Annotated in this window: 9 protein-coding genes and 1 pseudogene; 7 read left to right on the top strand and 3 right to left on the bottom strand. The window is 70.3% G+C overall.

All coding sequences use genetic code 11. The features are described 5' to 3' along the window. Positions 1 to 12: 12 nt before the first annotated feature. Positions 13 to 2,199: a DEAD/DEAH box helicase gene (locus ACFYX0_RS28700; protein ID WP_388974301.1), complete on the bottom strand. Its 2,187-nt coding sequence runs from the start codon at positions 2,197 to 2,199 to the stop codon at positions 13 to 15. Positions 2,200 to 2,475: 276 nt separating this feature from the next. On the opposite strand from ACFYX0_RS28700, the gene ACFYX0_RS28695 reads away from it, so the two are divergent. Then, positions 2,476 to 5,223, top strand: coding sequence for an amino acid permease (locus tag ACFYX0_RS28695; protein WP_388974299.1), 2,748 nt, complete (start codon positions 2,476 to 2,478; stop codon positions 5,221 to 5,223). 68 nt (positions 5,224 to 5,291) lie between these two features. Here the strand turns inward: ACFYX0_RS28695 and ACFYX0_RS28690 are convergent, their stop codons facing one another. Further along, a complete protein-coding gene (locus ACFYX0_RS28690) occupies positions 5,292 to 6,320 on the bottom strand; it encodes an LPXTG cell wall anchor domain-containing protein (protein ID WP_388974297.1) in 1,029 nt (342 codons plus the stop codon). A gap of 790 nt (positions 6,321 to 7,110) precedes the next feature. Here ACFYX0_RS28690 and ACFYX0_RS28685 point away from each other — a divergent pair. Together ACFYX0_RS28685 and ACFYX0_RS28680 are read left to right on the top strand one after the other, a co-directional pair. Further along, a complete protein-coding gene (locus tag ACFYX0_RS28685) occupies positions 7,111 to 7,359 on the top strand; it encodes a type II toxin-antitoxin system Phd/YefM family antitoxin (protein ID WP_388974295.1) in 249 nt (82 codons plus the stop codon). After that, positions 7,352 to 7,615 carry a type II toxin-antitoxin system RelE/ParE family toxin gene (locus ACFYX0_RS28680; protein ID WP_388974293.1) on the top strand — a complete coding sequence of 88 codons (264 nt, stop codon included), beginning with the start codon at positions 7,352 to 7,354 and terminating at the stop codon, positions 7,613 to 7,615. The genes ACFYX0_RS28685 and ACFYX0_RS28680 overlap by 8 nt, the downstream gene beginning before the upstream one ends. Positions 7,616 to 7,924: 309 nt before the next feature. Here ACFYX0_RS28680 and ACFYX0_RS28675 read toward each other — a convergent pair whose 3' ends face one another. Continuing rightward, positions 7,925 to 9,784: a phosphatidylglycerol lysyltransferase domain-containing protein gene (locus tag ACFYX0_RS28675; RefSeq protein ID WP_388974291.1), complete on the bottom strand. Its 1,860-nt coding sequence runs from the start codon at positions 9,782 to 9,784 to the stop codon at positions 7,925 to 7,927. Positions 9,785 to 10,397: 613 nt separating this feature from the next. Between ACFYX0_RS28675 and ACFYX0_RS28670 the strand changes: the two genes are divergently transcribed. The 4 genes and pseudogenes from ACFYX0_RS28670 to ACFYX0_RS28655 form a co-directional block, all read left to right on the top strand. Continuing rightward, positions 10,398 to 11,231: a chitosanase gene (locus tag ACFYX0_RS28670; RefSeq protein WP_388974289.1), complete on the top strand. Its 834-nt coding sequence runs from the start codon at positions 10,398 to 10,400 to the stop codon at positions 11,229 to 11,231. Positions 11,232 to 11,439: 208 nt separating this feature from the next. After that, positions 11,440 to 12,012: a hypothetical protein gene (locus ACFYX0_RS28665; RefSeq protein ID WP_388974287.1), complete on the top strand. Its 573-nt coding sequence runs from the start codon at positions 11,440 to 11,442 to the stop codon at positions 12,010 to 12,012. 214 nt (positions 12,013 to 12,226) lie between these two features. Continuing rightward, positions 12,227 to 14,299, top strand: a complete 2,073-nt coding sequence (locus ACFYX0_RS28660; protein ID WP_388974399.1) for a bifunctional polysaccharide deacetylase/glycosyltransferase family 2 protein — start codon at positions 12,227 to 12,229, stop codon at positions 14,297 to 14,299. A 148-nt stretch (positions 14,300 to 14,447) separates the two neighbouring features. After that, positions 14,448 to 15,001 (top strand): annotated as a pseudogene (locus ACFYX0_RS28655) (integrase); the annotation flags it as partial. Positions 15,002 to 15,429 lie beyond the last annotated feature (428 nt).

The raw sequence follows: 15,429 nt of genomic DNA, 5'->3' as shown, positions 1-15,429 counted from the left end.
GTACGGGGCCGGTCAGGCCGGTTCGGCGGCCAGCCTGAGCTGCTCCTCCTCGACGATGCGGCGGGCCAGGGACGCGTCCGAGACGTCGACGGCGTCCGGGGTGGCCTCCGCGACCTCGCTGCGCCGGGCGTAGACGTCGAAGAGGCGGTCCTTGTTCCGCAGGATGCGCAGCAGCCGGTCGTCCACCGTGTCCGTCGCCAGCAGACGGTGCACCTGGACCGTGCGGACCTGGCCCATGCGATGGGCGCGGGCCACGGCCTGGTGCTCCAGCGTCGGCTTGAGCTGCGGCTCGCACAGGATCACCACGGAGGCCGCCTGGAGGTTGAGGCCGGTGCCGCACGCCTCGATCTGGGCCAGCAGCACCGCGTGCCCGTCGGCCGCCGCGAAGTCGTCCACCAGCCGCTGCCGGCGGGCGGCGGGCACGTCCCCCGAGACGGACCCGACGACCCCGTCCCCGAGAACGCCGCGCACCGTCGCGAGCACCTCGCGGAAGTACGAGAACACCACCACCTTCAGCCCGTTCTCCGCGGCCTCCCGCACCAGCTCGCGCAGTCGGCGCAGCTTGGCGGAGTGCTCGGCGTCGGCGTACGCGGCCCGGCGCATCGCCATGAAGTTCCCCTCGGAGACCGCCTTGCGGTAGGCCTCCCGGTCCCCGGGGCTCGGCTCCTCCCAGGCGTCGACCTGTACCAGCGCGGGCAGCTCGGTGAGCACGTCCTGCTGGTTGCGGCGCAAATAGACGGGGGCGATCGCCGCGCGGAAGGCCCCCGGCCCGCCGGTACCGCCGCCCTGGTGGTCCTCGGGCAGCAGATCGGGGCGGAGCCGGCGGACCAGGGTGCGGAACTCGTGCACCCGGTTCTCCATGGGCGTGCCGGTCAGGAACAGGACGCGGTCGCAGGCCTCGGTCCACACCGTGACGGCCCGGGCCCGCCGGGTGGCGGGGTTCTTCACGTAGTGCGCCTCGTCCACGACGAGCATCCCGGGGGGTGCGCCGTCGGGCGCGGGCAGGGTGTGCAGCGTGTCGTACGTCGTGACCGCGACCCCGCCGCGCTCGCGCCACTCCTCGTAGGCCTCCGCGCGGTCCGGCCCGTGCACCAGCATCGCGCGCAGGGTGCTGCGGGCGCCGATCTCCCGGGTCCAGTTGATCAGTACGCCCGCCGGGCAGACCACGAGAAAGTGGCGGTGTCCCTCGGCCGCGAGATGGGCGAGCGCGGCGATGGCCTGGACGGTCTTGCCGAGCCCCATCTCGTCGCCGAGCACGACCCGGCGCTGGGCGAGGGCGAACCGGGCGCCGAAGGACTGGTAGCCGCGCAGGGAGACCCGACGGTGGGTGTCGTCGAGCGGCTGGGCGCGCACCCGCTCGGCCACCTCGGCCGGCAGCGCGCCCTCGCCGGCCGCCGTGGCGGGGCCCCGGGCGCAGACCTCGGTGAGCAGTCCGTAGTACTCCGCGGACCGCACCTCGAAGTCGACCAGGGCCTCCAGATCGGAGACGGGGCCGCGCAGCAGGTCGGCACCGGCCTGCGCGAGCAGCAGCGGCACCCCGCGGGCGGCGGCGTCGGCCAGCACGTCCCCGATCCCGGCGACCGCGTCGAGCACCTCCTGACGTCTGCGCCGCCCGAGGAGCGCGAGGCGCAGCCGTACGCCGGCGGTCCGGGCCGCGGGCAGCAGGGTGCCGAGCCGCTCGTCGAGCCGCGTGGCGGCGTCCACGGCCCGGTGCAGCTCGGGCCCGGCCTCGACCAGCGGGTACAGGGCACCGAGGAGGGCGAGCGTGCGGGGGCCGGGGTCGTCCACATCCAGGCGGACCGTGACCGTCTCCTCCACGGCCGCCGCGATCTGCCCGGCGGCGGCGAGCGCGCGGTCGGCGGTCTGCTGCCCCACGCCGGGCAGCCGGCGCAGCTCATGGCGGCGGGCCTCGTACACGGACCGCACGGTCGCGAACCCGGCGGCCTCGATCGCCGTGATCCGCAGCCGCCCCTCCGTGGCGTCCTTCAGCCGGGCGACCGGGATGCCCTCCAGCTCCCCCGCGACGACTTCGGCGCGCAGCGGCGCCAGGGCCGTCCGCACCGCCTCCACCGCACGGGCGTGGTCGTCGAGCAGCGAACGCGCGGCGTCGTGCAGCCGCGCCGCCTCGGCCGACAGCTCCCGCGCCCTGCGCCCCACCGGCGCCGCGCCGCCGCCCCCGGCCGTCCCGACAGCCCCCATGTCGCCCCTCGTGTGCACTCCCACCCCGATGCGCGCACATCCTTCCACGGGGTACCGACAGGACGACTTCGCGGGGAAGCGTGCGTCTCCCCCGGGCTCGCACAGGAGAGCGACCGCCGCCCGGACCCCGAGGAGGGGCGAAAGCCACTTCTGTTGTTAATCCCGAACAGGAGGGGCAGGGTGGGTGACAGTGCCGCACAGTCGACCTTGACCGACACAGGTGATAGTCGCGCCTGGAGGGATCATGCCCCACGCACGAACAGGTGGCCGGATCCCGTGCGACAGCGTGCGTACCACCCGGACCGTCGGGCGAACGGCGGGCGGGCCCGCCCTCCGGCTGCCTTCGGCGACCGGCTCGCGCCGCCCGCCCCGGCTCCGAAGCGGGCAGCGGGCGTGAGGCCCCCCGGTGGCGCCACGTCCGCCAGCCGCCCCGCTCCCGGCTCCGGGGTGGGCCGGAAGGGGCTGAAGACCGGCGCGCTGGGCATGTTCTCCTCGGTCGTGATGGGCCTGGCCTCCGCCGGACCCGCCTACAGCCTCGCGGCCACCCTGGGCCTCATCGTGGCGGGGGTCGGGCTCCAGGCCCCGATCATCACCATCATGGCGTTCGTACCGATGCTGCTGATCGCGTACGCCTACCGGGAACTGAACGCCAGCAACGCCGACTGCGGCACCGCCTTCACCTGGGCGACCCGCGCCTTCGGGCCACGCGTGGGCTGGATGGGCGGCTGGGGGATCATCGTCGCCGACATCCTCTTCATGACCAACGTCGCCGAGATCGCCGGGATCTACGGCTTCCGGCTGCTCGGCTACGAGTCGCTGGCGCACGACCGGATGTGGACGACCCTTGCGGGCATCGTCTGGATCGCCGTGATGACCGCGATCTGCTACATCGGCATCGAGCTCTCGGCCGCCGTACAGCGCTGGCTGCTGTGCCTGGAGGTCGTGGTGCTCGTCCTCTTCGCGGTCACCGCGCTGGTCAGGGCGTACACCAACGCTGCCCCGACGGCCATGCACGTGTCCGCCTCCTGGTTCAACCCCTTCGAGGTGCCCTCGCCGAGGGCACTGACCGCGGGCCTCCTCGCCGCGGTCTTCCTCTACTGGGGCTGGGACACCGCCGCCTCCGTCAACGAGGAGACCGTGGACAGCGCGCGCACTCCCGGGCGCGCCGTGATCGTCTCCATCACGCTGCTCCTCGTCACCTACGGGCTGGTGTCCACCTCGGCGCAGGCGTTCGCCGGGGTCGGGACCTCGGGCATCGGGCTGGGCAACCGCGACAACGCGGGCGACGTGCTGTCCGGCCTGGGCAACGCCGTCTTCGGCGGCACCGGCGCGGGACCGTTTCTGTCGAGAGTGCTGATCCTCATGGTGCTGACCTCGGCGGTGGCCTGCACCCAGACCAGCATCCTGCCCCTGGCCCGCACCGTCTTCTCCATGGCGGCCCACAAGGCCGTCCCCTCCCCGCTGGCCCGGGTGCACCGCAGGTTTCTCACGCCGAGCTGGGCGACCGTCGCCATGGGCGCGCTCTCGATCGCCGTCCTGGTCCTGCTGACCTCGTTCAGCCGGAACATCCTGGCCGACTCGATCGACGCGGTCGGCCTCGCGATCACGTTCTACTACGGGCTGACCGGCTTCGCCTGCGTCTGGTACCACCGCAGGGTCCTCGGCCGCAGCGCCCGTGACCTCGTCTTCAAGGGCGTGTTGCCGGGACTGGGCGGGCTGATCATGCTCTTCCTGTTCCTCTACGCCGCCTTCGACGTGGACGCCAACCCCCGGTACGACGCGACCGTCATCGATCTGCCGCTGATCGGACGCACGGGCGGGGCCACGGTGGTGGGTCTCGGCGCCCTGCTGCTCGGCTTCCTGCTGATGCTGGTGGTCACCCGGGACCACTCCGCGACCCTGAAACTCCAGCGGAGCCTGCTCCCGCGCGCCCTGCCCCCGATGACCGGTCTGGAGGCACAGAGCCGCTATCTCCCCGCGGACAGCGGGTCCGGTGTGGGCGGCGACTGGTTCGACGTCATCCCCCTGTCCGGGACCCGGGTCGCCCTGGTCGTCGGGGACGTGCTCGGGGGCGGTCTGCGGGCCGCCGCCACTATGGGGCGCCTGCGCACGGGCGTCCAGGTCCTGGCCCGGCTGGACCTGGCCCCGGACGAGCTGCTCACGCGTCTCGACGACCTGGTCGAGCAGACCGCGAACGAACCGGTGACGGCCCACGAGCGGGGCCGTACCAAGGCGCAGACCGATGCGGCCAGGGGGGTGACCTGTCTGTACGCGGTGTACGACCCGGTCTCGGGCCGGTGCCGCCTGGCACACGCGGGCCAGTCGCTGCTGATGGTCGTCGAACCGCACACCGGGGCCGCCGACTGCCCCCGGCTGCCGCCCGGCCCGCCGCTGGGGGTGGCCGGACCGCCGTACGAGAGCACCGAACTCCAGCTGCGGCCGGGCAGTCTCCTCGCCCTGTTCTCGGGCGGCCTCCTCCAGACGGCGGGCAGCACCGAGGCGGGGCTCGCCGAGCTCGCCCGGATCCTCGGCGACCACCGGCGGCCCCTGCGCGAGCTCAGCGACCAGGTGGTGGCCACGCTACTGCCAGGCCCGGTGGACGAGGACGCCACACTGCTGCTGGCGCGCACCCGGATGCTCGACCCGAGGCAGTTCGCCCAGTGGGAGCTGCCCGCGGACCCGGCGGCGGTCGGCGCCGTCCGCACCACCGTCGGCAAGCAGCTCGACGAGTGGGGGCTGGAGGAGCTGGTCTTCACGACCGAGCTGGTCCTCAGCGAGCTGGTCACCAACGCCATCCGCTACGTCGGAGGGCCCATCCAGGTACGGCTGATCCGCGACCAGGCCCTGATCTGCGAGGTCTCCGACACCGGGCACAGCGCCCCCAACCTGCACCACGCCGCCAGCGACGACGAAGGGGGCCGGGGCCTGTTCATCATCGCCCAGATGACCCATCGCTGGGGGACGCGCTACACACCCACCGGCAAGACCATCTGGGCGGAGCAGATCCTGCCCCCCGGACAGTGAGCACCCACGCGTGGGGGGCCGCGGCGCGCCCGGCGCCGCGGCCCCCTACGACGGGATCAGCGGATCGGTCAGACGGTGGCGTCCGTGCCGGCGGTCCGGCGGCGGCGCACCACGAACACGGCTCCGGCGCCGACGGCGACCGCGGCACCGCCCACCAGGGCGATGGTCGGGAGCGCCGAGCTGGAACCGGTCGACGCGAGCCGGCCCGTGGGGTCGATCTGCTTGTCGCCGGCCGGCTTGGCCGGCAGCGGCTTGCTGCCGCCCTGCGGCTTGGCGTCGTTGACGTCGCCGGGGGCGGAACCGGGCTTCAGGATCTCGAACTCGTAGTAGCTGTCGTCACCTGAGGCGACGCAGTTCCCCTCGTCGTCGGCGTACATGCCGATGCTGATGGCGAACCCGAGACCGGCCGGGGCCTTCGCGTCCACGGCGAGCCGCAGGTCGATGGAGAAGGACTCCTTGGCCTTGATGTCGGTGTAGCCGAGGTAGCCCGCGCCCTCGTCCTCGTCGTCCAGGGAGATGCCGGTCCACTTGCCGGTGTCCGGGTCCTTGTACTGCAGGGTGAGGTGGCTGGTGTCGACGAAGAAGTCGTCCTCGTCGACCTGGGCGGCGAACACACCGAGGTCGACGCGCTGGTAGGCGTGGCTGCCGGAGTTCTTCACGTTCAGCTTGAACCCGTGGAAGCCGCTGCCCGCGACGATCTTCGACGGCAGGCCGGAGAGGCTGGTCTGCAGGTTGTCGTCGAACTTGGGGTTCTGGTCGTCGCACTGCACCGGCCCCGAGGGAGACGGCGAGGCGGAGGCGGACGCGGAGGTGGACGCGGAGGCCGACGCCGACGCGGACGAAGAGGCCGGGGCCGAAGCCGACGGGGTCGCGTCGTCGGCCGCCGGGGTGGTCTCGTTCGCGGCCGGGGTCGTGTCGGCGGCCGCAGGGGTGGTGTCCGTGGGGTCGGGCGTCGGCGTCCCGTCCGTCGTGGTGGTCTCCTCGACCGTCGGCGACGGGCTGCCGTCGGACGCGTGGGCGACGGGGGCCACGAGCAGGACGGCCGGGGCGAGTGCGGCGCTCGCGGCCGCGAGGGCCAGGGAACGGCGAAGTCTCATGCGAACCTCGAGGACAGAAGTGGTTGTAGTTTTCGCAAAGAGGACTGCCGAATCCGACCAAGAGTTGCCCAAGTCGGCGTGCCTTTATTGAGTGACCTACGTCACATCACTGACGGATGTGGCGCCGGAACCCGCGAGCGCACACGCCCCACGATCTTGGTGTGACACCGATCGCACGCATGCGCTATAGTCGATCTTGCGCCGGCTACCGGAACTCCGGGGAACCGGCCGCGCGTTGGTGGTCCAAGGAAAGACGCCCCGCTTCCTGCGGGGAAATGCAGGTGCAAGGCCTGCCCGGCGCTCGAACACGATCCCCACTCGCTGATGCGGGTGGGGATCGTTGCGTTGCGCCCAAGGGTCGACGGGTCAACGCCAAAACCGATCAAGGGCAGGCCCGTCACGGGGAATGAACGGACCTGCCCCTGATGCAAGCCGCCCGCGTACCTCCCCCCGGAGAGCAGGCGGCCCGACCCCGCCCGGGTCACTACTTTCAGCGCGCCCTGATGATCAAGTGTCACGGGCGACGGCGGATCGTCGCGAGGTCGGCACATCTGTGCGCCCCGGCACCCGGCTCCGCCACAAGTCGCGTACGGCACAGCCGCGCACCGGCCGCACGACAGAGGCCGCCCGGCCTGCCCCAGCGCAGGTCGGGCGGCCTTTCGCCGGTCGTGTCAGACGTTGCGGCGGAACGTCAGCCACGACGCTGCGACCTGCGGAAACACGCCTCCCCGAAGTCGCATCCAGCACAGATCCAGCACCCTGACGGTTTACCCGGCATCCCAGAGCAGTCATGAGCATTCGCGATGTCCGGGCACACCTCGCCGAGGTCGTGGAGCGAGCCGACCGGGACGACGTACCCACCGTGATCACCCGACGCGGCAGGCAGGTCGTCGCCGTCGTCTCCATCGAAGTGCTGCGCAAGTACCAGGAGTGGGAAGAGCGCGAGATCAACCGGATCATCGACGAGCGCATGGCCAACCCGGCACCCGGCATCCCGATCGAGGACGTCATGAGGGAGACGCTGGCGCGCAGTGAGTGAATACCGCACCGTCTTCCGACCCGAGGCTCAGGCCGAGCTGCGCAAGGTCCCGCGGGACATGGCCCTCCGCGTTCTGGCCAAGCTGGCCGAGTTGGAGACCGACCCGCTGGGGTTCAACACCACAACCCTCGTCTCCCAGCCCGACCGCCGCCGCCTACCGGTGGGCGACCATCGCGTGATCTATACGATCGACAACGGCGAGCTGGTCGTGTGGGTGGTACACGTCGGACATCGCTCCACCGTCTACGGCGCCTGAACGCTCCTGACGTCAAGTCAGAATACCCGGCACCAATCGGGCACGGGATCGGCGAAGGGGTCGGGCCCCCAGGAGCCCGACCCCTTCTGACCAGCATGTTTGCCACGTCTGCGACGTGGTGTCATCTCATCCGCTCACACGCTGAAGCGGAATGTCTGCAGCCCCATCCTGACCTGCTACGGAGCCCCGGCTCTGTGGCTGGCCGTGGCCTCCTCGCGCGCGGACACCGGCGACCGGCAAGTGCGTATGGCGTCGGCAGGTGCCGTCGTTATTTCAGGTGACGCCATATGAACCAGCTCAACGGTCATGTCATGCGGGGAACTTGACCGTCTTGTCGACGGACTCGGCCGGCCCCTCCCGGCGGCGCTTGAGGGACGGCAGCGCGGGCGGGGTGAGAAAGCCCTCGGCACGCGCGCTGGCGATGCCGATGCGCGGGAGGTCGCTGCTTTTGGCGAACAGCAGGAAGCGGGGCTCCCAGACCGGCCGGTACTTGGCGTTGGCGCGGTAGAGGGACTCGATCTGCCACCAACGTGAGAAGAAGGTGAGGATGGAACGCCACAGCCGCAGGAAGGGCCCGGCACCGAGGCGGGCGCCGCGCTCGAAGACCGATCGGAACATCGCGAAGTTCAGGGACACCCGCTCGACGCCGAGCTCTTGGGCTCGCAGTAGCAGCTCGACGACCATGAACTCCATCAGGCCGTTCTCGGAGTCGCGGTCCCGGCGCATCAGGTCCAGGGACAGGCCCTGCTCGCCCCACGGCACGAAGCTGAGCAGCGCCCGTGGCCGGTCGTCGCCGTCCCGGCACTCCAGCATTGCGCAGCGCCCGTCGCCCGGGTCGCCGAGGCGGCCCAGCGCCATGGAGAAACCGCGCTCGGTCGCACCGTCGCGCCACTGGTCGGCAAGCTCGATCAGGGTTGCCATCTCGTCGTCCGGGATGTCCTCGTGGCGGCGGATGCGCACCGTGTAACCGGCTCGGCGGACCCGGTTGTGAGCCTGCCGTACGACGCGCATCGCGCGGCCTTCGAGGGTGAAGTCGGCGACGTCGACGATGGCCTCGTCACCCAGCTCCAGGGCGTCGAGGCCGTGCCGGGCGTAGATCGTGCCGGCCTCCTCGCCGGCACCCATCACGGCCGGCGTCCAGGCGTGCCGGCGGGCCTCGGCGAGCCAGGCGTCGATGGCGCCGGGCCAGGCCTCGGGGTCGCCGATCGGGTCGCCGGAGGCGAGGCTGACCGCGCCGACGGCGCGGTAGGTGATGGCGGCCTTGCCGGTCGGGGACCAGATGACGGCTTTGTCGCGGCGCAGCGCGAAGTAGCCGAGCGAGTCACGGGCACCGTGCTTGTCGAGCAGGGCGCGCAGCCGCTGCTCGTCCTCGGCGGTCTGCAGCTCGCGGCCGCGCGGGGAGCGGAAGCAGGCGTACAGGACGAGCAGGAAGGTCGCGGCGATCAGGACGTTGATGACGATGTCCACCCAGCGGGGGGCGTGGACGGCGTCGACGCGGTCGGCGAGGGGGCCGACGCTGACGCCGCGCAGCAGCGTGTAGGCAATCTTGTCGAACAGCGTGGCGTCGTGCATCTTGTTGGTGGCGCTGACCAGCAGGGTGCCGATGGTGCCGCTCACCAGGATGCCGCCCGCGAAGACCGCCACCGCCAGCTTCGGGTTGGTCCGGTCGCCGACGGCGATGAACTCCTGGCGCCCGATCAGCAGCGCGGCCACGAACAGGCCGGTGAGCAGGGCGGAGACCCAGTTGAAGACGTGCTTGTTGTAAGGGTCCTGGGTGAGCGCGAGGACGTACAGCGCGAACAGCGGCCCCGCGAGGCACAAGTTGAGGACCCAAGCGGCCCGTTTCCTGCGTCGCATCACCAGGGCGAAGAAAATGGCGAGCACGGCTGACACGAGGCCCGCGGTGGTCAGGTACGGCGTGAAGAACGCCCCCGCGTGGTGCAGGTGGTGCCGTTGCCCTGCGTAGATCCGGCCGGTGTTGTGCTCGTTCACCTCCCGCCTGAACGGCACCGACAGCACCGCGACTATGTTGAGCACGGCGACCAGCCGCAGGTACCACACAGTGGCCGCGGCGGCGCGGGCGCGCAGCTTCGGCCCCGGTGTGGGGAGCGGCCATTCACGGCGCGGGCCGCGCTGCGGGGGGATGAGGACGGACTGCTGAGCGGGCATGGTGACACGTCACCTTGAGGTCTGCCGGTGGGACCGGCGCGGTCGGGAACGGGCAGCCGGACGCGCGGTACGTCGCGGGCCTTCGTCGCTGACCCTATGACCTGTAGGGTAACTGAACCCGAAGACGCACTGGAATGCGCGTGCGAAGGCTTACTCCGGTCTTACTCGGGCGGGGGCGTACGGCCTGGATCGAAGCCCCCGGACTTGTCCCAGGACCCTGGTCTCGCCCTCGTTTCGACGCGATTGGAATTCCTCCCGCAGCGCCCACAACGACCGGCACTTGGCCGGCACGGCCTGCACTGGTTCTCCCCCTGTAGTGCGCCCCCGTTTTCCCCCTGTAGTGCGCCCCCGGAGGGCCTACCTCCATCACTTGCACAGCACCGCATCCGGGAGCTCCTGTATCGACGCCCCTTCAGCGTTCGTGACACACGAACAGCGGAAACCCAGCTCCCCAAAGTCCCCGAAAAGCCCCAGGGCAAGAGGAAGCAAGCGGTAATTGATCAAACCTCGCGCTCGCGGTTTCTCCACGAGCAGGAGGCTCTACAGTGAACTGGCGCAGTCAGCAAGGAACAGGCCGGAGCGGTTCGTGGAGTTGACCAGAATACGTCGCACCATGCTCGTCGTCCTCGGTGCGGTGCTCACCGTGGGTGGCTGCACGTCCGGTACGGCAGGCAAAGCCGGTGGTACGGCCGGTGCTCCGACGGCGCCCGCGGCAGGTCCGGCGGCGATCCCGACGATGGACGACATCACCGCGGTGTTCGAGAACAGTGCCACCGTTCCGCAATACGCCTACATCACCGATCTGCACGACGGCTGTGGCTACACAGCGGGGTGGATCGGATTCTGCAGTCAAAGCGGCGACATGCTCGCGTTGGTCAAGTCGTACGACGCCGCCGCACCCCACAACGTGCTCGCGAAATACACCACCGTCCTTCAGCGACTGGCCGACTCGGGAAGCGATGACACCGGCGCGCTGGGCGAGGCGTTCGTGCGGGACTGGAAGAAAGCCGCCCTGGACCCGGCCTTCCGGAGGCTACAGATCCAGGTGGGACACGACACGTACCTCACCCCAGCCATGAAGCTGAGTGCACAGGAGGGGGTGAAGAGCGAACTGGGTCTGGAAGACCTCTTCGACACCGCCCTGATGATGGGCCCGGCTCCCGACGACTGCGACGGCATGGTGAAAATCGCCCATGAAACCGACAAGACACTCGGGGGCAACCCGGCCTCCGGTGTGAAAGAGGCGAAGTGGCTAGCCCGGTACAACACCGTCCGCCAGAAGCACATGAAGCACCCCTGCACTCCCGGCCGCGAGAACGACTGGCCGCAGGCGGTAGACCGGTCACAGGCTCTGCAGGAGCTCGCGGACCGCGACGAGTGGGATCTGAAGGCTCCGCTGACCGTGGGCGCCGACTTCAAAATGACCATCAGCAGTCCGCAGGACTGACACACTCCGAGCCACCCACCGCGCCGACCCGATCATCTGCTTTGCGGACTTTTTTCGCGAGCTTCAACGGCTCCTGTACCGCCCGCAGATTCTCAGCCATTAGTGTCCGGATCTTGTGCAGACCATTCCGGAGGGCCAGGCGCCCGCCGGGGACGAAGTGACGCCTGATGCGTCCGCGTCTCCCGATGTTCCCTTTCAGGGGCCTACCGTGGCTGGTTCCCCGACCGAGCCCTCCGGGGACACACTGCGTCTGCGTGGCCTGCCGATACGGCGCCCCACTCCCAAACCCATCTTCGTCGACACCTCGGGAGGCCGCCGCAGGCGGCTCCGCATCCTGGTGGCCGCGCTGGTGACTCCGGCAGTGGCTTACGTCGCACTGCTCGCCAGCACTCTCCTGGGCGGCCCGACCCTGCCGGCGCTGCTTCCGCACCCGATACTGCCGGACCCGACGCCGAAGCCGGGCGCGGGCGTCTTCGCCACGCACGCGCCCGGGACGTCCCGGGCTCGGACATCCCCGACGGCCGCAGCTGCCGACACCGCCCAGCGGCATCGAAGCCCGAGCCGGGCGATAACGGTGTCGAAGGCCAGCGTCGGCGCGTCCGCCAAGGCGAAGTCACCCTCGACGGCGACACCGTCCCCCACCGCGAAACCGTCCCCGAGCCTGAAGTCGTCCCCGAGCCCGAAGCCGTCCGAGAGCCACAAGCCGTTCCCGCACCCGAGGCGGACCCCGACCGCGACGCCCTCCGTCCTGCCCACCCACGGCGCGCGCGAGCTGGCCTGACGGGCCGTCAGAAAAAGGGCCCCTGTCCGGCGCCCGCAGGTCCCCACCGACTCCTTGCAGCGCCGCGCAGCCCTTCCTCGGCGCTTCCCTGACAAGCCGACCAGTTCCAGAACTCGTCACTCATCCAGAAATCACCGATGTGACCGCTTCCCCACAGCGTGGCCCCACCGCCCGCGAAACGCCAGTACGCACCCACTGGGTGCTGCTGGTGGCCATGGTGCTGACCCTCACCCTCACGCTGCTCATCGAGGGCTACACGCAGCACATGTTCGGCTTCCAGGACGATGGCGGGAACCCTCCGCAGGGACCTGTCGACCACGTGCCGCCCTCGGTCGCCAACGGCGGCCCGGTGATCTCCTCAGGCGGATCCACGCCGGTCTCGCTCACCCCACCGGCACACACCGTGGTGCTCACCTTCGACGACGGCCCGGACCCGACCTGGACCCCCAAGGTCCTGGCGGCGCTGGAACGGCACCACGTGCCCGCAACCTTCTTCCTCGTGGGCACGGGCGTGGCCACGCACCCCGAGCTGGTCGCGCGGATGGCGAAGGATCACGACGAACTCGGCCTGCACAGCTTCACCCACCCCTATCTGCCCAGCCTGCCCAGCTGGCAGCGCACGCTGGAGATGCGGGAGGACCAACTCGCGGTGGCCGGCGCCGCGGGGGTCACCAGCAGCCTGTTCCGCCCGCCGTACTCGTCCAGCGCCGACGCGGTGGGCAACGCCGACTGGTCCGTGATGCGACAGCTCGGCCGGCAGGGCTACCTGACCGTGCTCGTCACCCAGGACAGCGAGGACTGGCAGAAGCCCGGCGTGCAGAGGATCGTCCGCAACGCGACCCCTCCCGGGTCCACCGGCCAAGTGATTCTCTTCCACGACGCCGGCGGTAACCGCGCACAGACCGTGGCCGCGCTGGACACACTGATCCCGCGCCTCGAGGCACGCGGCTACCGCTTCCAGACGGTCAGCCAGGCCTTCCACCTCACCGACGCCAACCGTCCGGCCTCCGCCGGCCAGCACCTGCTCGGCCTCGGGCTGCTGTGGCTGCTCAAGGGGGCGGTCTGGGGTCTCGACGGACTCGACATGCTGCTGCTTGTCGCCGGATTGCTGGGCATCCTGCGCGCGGTGATCTCCATGATCGCCGCAAGCAGGCACCGGCGACATGCCAGGGAGGTGTGGGGACCGCCGGTCACCGAACCGGTGTCGGTGATCGTCCCGGCCTACAACGAGTCGGCCGGCATCGAGGCGACAGTGCGGTCGCTGATCGCATCCGACCACCCGGTCGAGGTCATCGTCGTGGACGACGGCTCCACCGACGGCACCGCCGACATCGTCGAGGCACTCAGGCTGCCGGGCGTACAGGTGATCCGCCAGCGCAACGCGGGCAAGCCCGCCGCGCTCAACACGGGGATCGCCGCCGCCTCGTACGAGATCGTGGTGATGATGGACGGCGACACGGTCTTTGAGCCGGACGCGGTCCGCCATCTGGTGCAGCCGTTCTCCGACCCACGGATCGGCGCGGTCTCCGGCAACGCCAAGGTCGTCAACCGGGGCGGCCTGTTGGGCCGTTGGCAGCACATCGAGTACGTCGTCGGCTTCAACCTGGACCGGCGGCTCTTCGACTTGGCCCGGTGCATGCCCACGGTGCCGGGCGCGATCGGCGCCTGGCGCCGGGCCGCACTGGTGCGCGTGGGCGGGGTCTCCGAGGCGACACTCGCCGAGGACACCGACCTCACCATGGCGATCTGGCGTGACGGCTGGCACGTGGTCTACGAGGAGAAAGCCATCGCCTGGACCGAGGCTCCCGCTTCCCTCGGCGCCCTGTGGCGGCAGCGTTACCGCTGGTGCTACGGGACCCTGCAGGCGATGTGGAAGCACCGCGGCGCCGTCCGCCAGAGCGGCTCAGCCGGCACGTTCGGCCGTCGCGGGCTGCTCTTCCTCCTCCTTTTCCAGGTGCTGCTGCCGTTGTTCGCACCCTTGGTCGATGTGCTGAGCGTGTACGGGCTGATCTTCCTCAACCCCGTCCACGTACTGCTGCTGTGGTGCTCGTTCCTGCTCATCCAGGTCGTCACCGGGGCCTATGCGTTCCACCTCGACGGCGAACGGTTCGTACCGCTGTGGAGCCTGCCGTTCCAGCAGTTCGTCTACCGCCAGTTGATGTACCTCGTGGTGGTCCAGTCGGTCGCCACGGCCCTGTCCGGCAGTCGTCTGCGCTGGCAGCGCATGGAGCGCTACGGCTCCCACCAGGAACCACCGCTGTCACCGGCAACGGGGGCCCGGGGCTGACTGACGGCAGGGGTTGCCCTGCCGTCACCCTGCCTTTGCCGAAGACCTTATCCGCCCTGGCGGGAGCCGGACTGCGGGGCCCATGGGGTCTTGCGCCCGAATGATTCCTCTCGCCCGGTCGGCGACCACCGCGCCGTGGTCGTTGGCCATGCTGCTGCGCCTGGCTCACCTGACCGTGACGAACGCGTTCGCCATGCTGCGCCTGCTGCCGATGAGCGACCAGGCCAAAGACACGGGAATCCCCGCTCTGCGCCATCAGGTCACGGTGCTGGAGCGCCAGCTCGGCAACGCCCGGGTCCGGTTCTCTCCGAGCGATCGTGCGTTCTTGGCGGCGTTGCTGCAAGCCTCTGCTCGTCCTCCAGATCAAGGTGGCCGCATCTACCGTCTGGGAGAATCTCAAGGAGGCCGGGGTCGACCCGGCACGCGAGCGCGCTACGAGCACGTGGGCGGACTTCCTGCGCCCAGGCCGACGCCCTGCCGGCGTGCGACTTCCTGGAAACGGTCACCATATCCGGAGCGTGGCTGTATGTATTCGCGGTGATCGAGCACGCCAGCAGACGGATCCGGATCCTCGGCGCCATCGCGCACCCCACCGCCTCCTGGATGACGCAAACCGCGAAGACCCGCGTCATGGACCTCGAAGACGCCCGATGCCGGACGCGGCTTCTGATCCGGGACCGGGACGGAAAGTTCCCCGCCCTGTAGCACGGATCCAGCGACGGATACAGCGACGGGGCCGGCCCCGGATGGGATCGACCCCGCCTGACCTGCAGATTTACCAGATCAACGCGTCGACGCTACCGCGGCGACTAGACGTTGAAGCGGAACGTCGACGACTGGGCTGTCACCTGCGGTGATCGCCCGATCCGCGAGGGAATCCAGCGTCGATCCAGCACCCCCATCGGATACGCGCAAGCGGCCAGGTGCCTCAATGCCCGAACCCAAGCCGCTGTCAGCGGTGACTCCACACGCTGAAGGGCGGTCCACTCGACCCGCTGTGCACACCGTTGCCCGCCGAATCCATCTTCCGTAGAGGTCAGCCCACCGGCACGAGCGGGACTTCGTCGTGCAGACCCTTGGCGTCCACGCCGGTGAACAAGCTGACGTGCCCGTCGCTCCAGCGAACGATG

It is taken from the genome of Streptomyces sp. NPDC002573 (genome assembly GCF_042889625.1).
Classification (GTDB): domain Bacteria; phylum Actinomycetota; class Actinomycetes; order Streptomycetales; family Streptomycetaceae; genus Streptomyces; species Streptomyces gibsoniae.
Note: the sequence above shows the minus strand (reverse complement) of the source record. Positions and strands in the feature narration are given on the sequence as shown.

Bases quoted from the DNA above. Each gene is read 5' to 3' on its own strand.
- ACFYX0_RS28700 (WP_388974301.1), bottom strand. From the start codon at position 2,199: ATGGGGGCTGTCGGGACGGCCGGGGGCGGCGGCGCGGCGCCGGTGGGG.
- ACFYX0_RS28690 (WP_388974297.1), bottom strand. From the start codon at position 6,320: ATGAGACTTCGCCGTTCCCTGGCCCTCGCGGCCGCGAGCGCCGCACTC.
- ACFYX0_RS28685 (WP_388974295.1), top strand. From the start codon at position 7,111: ATGAGCATTCGCGATGTCCGGGCACACCTCGCCGAGGTCGTGGAGCGA.
- ACFYX0_RS28675 (WP_388974291.1), bottom strand. From the start codon at position 9,784: ATGCCCGCTCAGCAGTCCGTCCTCATCCCCCCGCAGCGCGGCCCGCGC.
- ACFYX0_RS28670 (WP_388974289.1), top strand. From the start codon at position 10,398: ATGCTCGTCGTCCTCGGTGCGGTGCTCACCGTGGGTGGCTGCACGTCC.
- ACFYX0_RS28660 (WP_388974399.1), top strand. From the start codon at position 12,227: ATGGTGCTGACCCTCACCCTCACGCTGCTCATCGAGGGCTACACGCAG.